This window comes from Rhodopirellula maiorica SM1, assembly GCF_000346295.1.
Classification (GTDB): domain Bacteria; phylum Planctomycetota; class Planctomycetia; order Pirellulales; family Pirellulaceae; genus Novipirellula; species Novipirellula maiorica.
This window is the reverse complement of record NZ_ANOG01000040.1, coordinates 1-4,314: the sequence shown is the minus strand read 5'-3', so window position 1 is coordinate 4,314 and position 4,314 is coordinate 1. Positions and strand designations below refer to the sequence as shown.

Genomic DNA, 4,314 nt, shown 5'->3' with positions numbered 1-4,314 from the left:
TTCGGTATCATCAATGTGAAGTAGACCCAAAGGGTTGGGATCGTTAGCTTAAGTGCGTTATTCGTGCCGTGAGGATTGGCACGATAAAACGAGCCGTGGAAATCGGCAAACGACGGGCCTTTGGGGTAAACCGACACGCTCGTCCTCTGAATGCTTTTGTCATCAATCCATCCTCTTCCCATTTCGCATCATCCGAATTTCCGACGCAAACGCCACTATGAAACAACCCCTGTTAGAGCGACGCAGCCCGCTGGGGGTCACCTATGCGTTGGCCATCTTGATGGTCTTTTTCTTCGTTTTGCCCTCGGTGTTTCGTGCCGCTCGATTGAGTTTGGGAGAGACGCAAAACGAAGTCAAAGACTGGTTGCCGAGCGATTTTCCGGAAACTGCCGAATTGGAATGGTTTGCCGATCACTTTGTCGGTGAAAGTTTCGTGTTAGCGACATGGCCTGGATGCACCAGCGGTGATCAGCGTCTGCAGTTGCTCGAACACAAATTGCGTCACGAGTCCGACGAATATGATCCTGCCGTGGGTCGGTCTGCCGAAGTTCGTGCCGAATACGCTCGCGCTCGCGAGAAGGGCAAAGAGTTAGGTCTGCTGAACACGGGCCGCAAACATGACAACTGGGGGGATCTGCAGGAGAAATGGGTCCGCTCGGAGTCGGGAGATTGGTATTACATCACCCCCGATGGCAATCTGTATCGTTGGGACGAGGCGTCGACCGGGCCGGCTGCGTTGATCCGTACGATCAAACGTGCGACCGGAAACTACACGCTGCAAGGGACGTTTGTGGCGGCCTATGGCGAATCGACCGAGGATCAAGCGACCAATCCGTTTTACAACGACCCCTCGCTGATTTGTGCACCGATGTTTCACACGGTCGAAACCGGAGACTCGATCGCCGATGAGTTGTCCGCCGAAGGCGGTGCGCTGTGGCCGATTGATTTGACCGATGAATCGATGCGAGCCACCGTGGCGAGGCGATTGGCGCTGGAACGTTTGACCGGGACCTTGTTTGCGAACGCGGTACCGTATGAATTTGATTGGAAGATTGAATCGTTTCGCAACGAGATTCCCGCGTCCCGACGCGACGAATTGCCTGAGGATTTTGACGAGAGTGTCAAGCGAAACTTTGATCGCATTTTGGCAGAGCGTTTTGACGGCTCACTTGAACAGTTGCAAGCCGCGTCGACTGCGGAACAGGATTACGTCTGGTACGCCGTCTATGACTCGGTCGATGTCACCCCGCCGCCACGATTGACTTGTGTGGTCGTGACCTTGACCGACATCGCCAAAGACAACTTGCCTTATGTCTTGGGGCGTGGTGTTGCGGGTGGACCTCGCGGTCGATTGTTGCAATTGGCCGAAGAGTCGGGAGTTCGTCCTGCTCCGCCGCCATCGACAGCACCCCCGCCATTCAATCGTCAACCCGCTGAAACGGTCGCGGGCATGCCACCGCTTCGTTTGGGCGGTCCGCCCGTGGACAACGTTGCGATTGACGAAGAGGGGACAGTCACGTTGATCCGCTTGCTGGGTTACAGCCTGGTGATCGGGATTGTGTTGTCCTACGTCTGTTTCCGCAGTTTGAAAATCACCACGATGGTGTTTGTGGTCGGCGGCAGCGCCGCGATGCTCAGCATGGCGATGGTGTGGTGGACGGGTGGCAAAGTCGATGCGATCTTGATGAGCATGCCATCGCTGGTGTACGTGCTGGGATTGTCGGGCGCTATCCACGTGGTCAATTATTATCGCGACGAGGTCCGAGCCGGAGGCGAAGTCGGTGCAGCAGGACGCGCGCTTAAACATGCACTTTTGCCATGTACGCTCGCTTCGTTCACCACTGCGATCGGTTTGGCATCGCTGTTCACGAGTAACTTGGCCCCGATCAGCAACTTTGGTTTGTACTCGGCCATCGGAGTGATGGTCACGCTGGGGGTCTTGTTTTCGTACCTGCCCGCGGCCCTGCAGACGTTTTCGCCCGCTTCGGATCTTGCGGGGAATACCAAGGAAAAAACCGCAGCGAAGACGGCAGCCAAAACGGCGGCGATGTCAAACGGCAGTCCGCATGACGATGCTACCGAAAGTTATTTTGCCGAGTGGTGGGCGTCGATTGGCCGCTGGGTTACATCGCACCATGTATTGGTCAGTACCGTCTGTTTAACCGTTTTGTTTGTCGGCGCGCTTGGGCTGCTGCATATCAAAACATCGGTGCAATTGCTGAAGTTATTTGATTCCGAATCCCGCATCATTCGTGACTATGCTTGGTTGGAAGACCATTTTGGCAAGTTAGTCCCGATGGAAATGATCGTACGCGTGCCGAGTTCGTCGCTTGCTGAATCCGAGTTGGCACCAAACGGGGCGGAACAACCGGCAGAGGAAGAATCGGCGGTCGAACCTCATCCGCTGAATATGCTCGAACGAGCCGAGATGGTTGCGCGAGTCAGCCAAGTCGTGCGGCGAACACTTGGTGAAACGGGAATGGACGTCGTCGGCCAGACGATGAGCGCCGACACCTTCCTGCCTCCGCTTCCGCCACCAAGCAATTCTTATGACCCGCGCCGTTCGATCGTCAATCGCAAGTTGCTCGAGTCTCGCGATCAATTGCTGCAGAGCGACTATGTCCGGATCGAAAAAGAGGGGCCATTTGCCGGCAGTGAATTGTGGCGAATTAGTTTGCGAGTCGGTGCGTTGTCGGATGTCGACTACGGTCGTTTTATCAGTACGCTGCGGACTGCGGTGGAGCCCGTGATGCGGGCCTACGATACCCGTGAGATGTTATTAAGTTCGCTCAAACGCGATGCCGAGGGGAAGCCGCAAAAATTGTCCGGGAAAGACGTCGTCGTGCTGCTCGGACACGAGCGTCCCGAATCGCTCGACACCGCCGAATTGCTGATCGACCCCGAGACGATTGACACACGAAGCATCTATTTGTCGACTCTAAAAGAGTTGTTGGCGAACGAGCGTATTCGTGTCGGCTGGCTCGATCCCAACACCCCAGAATCAAAAGTCAAGATTGGCAGCGAGAAATACAACCAAATGGTCGCAGCCGCGAGCGCCGTAGTATGGGTGGGCGATGACCCGGCTGATCCGACGCTAAGCGAATCCGCAAATCGTTATATCGATGCAAACGAAGTGGCATCCAAGTCAGTACAAGCCGCGCTGACCCCAGATCGATTCCCCAACGTCGAAGGTTCGGGTTCGCTGCAGACGATCTACACCGGGGTGATTCCGGTCGTCTACAAGGCTCAGCGGACGTTGCTGTACAGCTTGCTTGAATCGATTGCGCTCGCCTTTGTGTTAATTGCCATCGTGATGGCGATGCTGCTGAATCCTGGACGATTGCCATGGTCATGGGCGATTCCATCCAATCTGGGCAATGGTGTGATGGCCGGCGCGGTTGCGATGATTCCCAACGTGTTCCCGGTCCTACTTGTCTTTGGTGTGATGTGTCACTTGGATGTCGCGATTGATATTGGCACGATGATGACCGCCTCGGTGGCGATGGGGGTAGCGGTGGACGATACGATTCACTTCTTGTCGTGGTTCCGTACCAACCTCGATCGGGGGATGACCCGGGTCGAAGCGGTGATTGAGACGTACCGCCGCGTCGGCCCCGCGATGACACAAACCACCGTGGTCGGAGGACTCGGGCTGTTTGTTTTTGCACTTTCAACGTTCACGCCTACGCAGCGTTTTGGAACGTTGATGTTGTTGATGTTGGCCACGGCGTTGGTCGGGGACCTGATCTTGCTGCCGGCTTTGTTGGCGGGACCTTTGGGGCGTTGGTTTAAACCGCGAACCGCCGATCCAAGTCAGAGTGCTGCTTTGGCGACGAGCGTCTCGTCAGCGGATCCGCCGCAGCCGGGACCTCCACAGCCAACGCAAACCGAGGTGGCGGACGAATACGAGGACCTGCCGCGATTAAAAGTGCATTTCCCCCCTGAGCGGATCGATCGACCCCATCGCATGAAGCGAAAATAGCGGCAAATTGGGGACAAATACGACGTGGCCAGACCACTCCTCTGTTCGGGTGGTTGCCTGTTTCCTGAGCGCTTCTTGGCTTATCAGAAACGAGACTGCTGCCGTTTGCAGCAGTCGTCACTCGCTCGGGTTTGGAATGCTTGCTTTCACTAAGAATTTATCTTTCATTTCGTCACGGATCTATTTAACCCAAAGCAGAGCTTAAGGGAGACAATCGGTCCAGCCGTTTCGAGATCGCGGTTCTGCGGTTCCAAATTGGATCCCGGCGTTTGCAGCACTGTGCGAATGGGAACAGTTGTTGCGTTGTCCGTGAAGCCGATTGGTATTTCAAA

1 protein-coding gene is annotated in these 4,314 nt (G+C 55.6%); it reads left to right on the top strand.

Translation table 11 applies throughout. The features are described 5' to 3' along the window. Nucleotides 1-217 precede the first annotated feature (217 nt). Nucleotides 218-3,982 (top strand): efflux RND transporter permease subunit, encoded by a 3,765-nt coding sequence (locus RMSM_RS01360; RefSeq protein WP_008690395.1) that lies wholly within the window; start codon nucleotides 218-220, stop codon nucleotides 3,980-3,982. Nucleotides 3,983-4,314 lie beyond the last annotated feature (332 nt).

What these genes read in the sequence shown, in the direction of transcription:
- RMSM_RS01360 (WP_008690395.1), top strand. Translation starts at nt 218, where the DNA reads ATGAAACAACCCCTGTTAGAGCGACGCAGCCCGCTGGGGGTCACCTAT.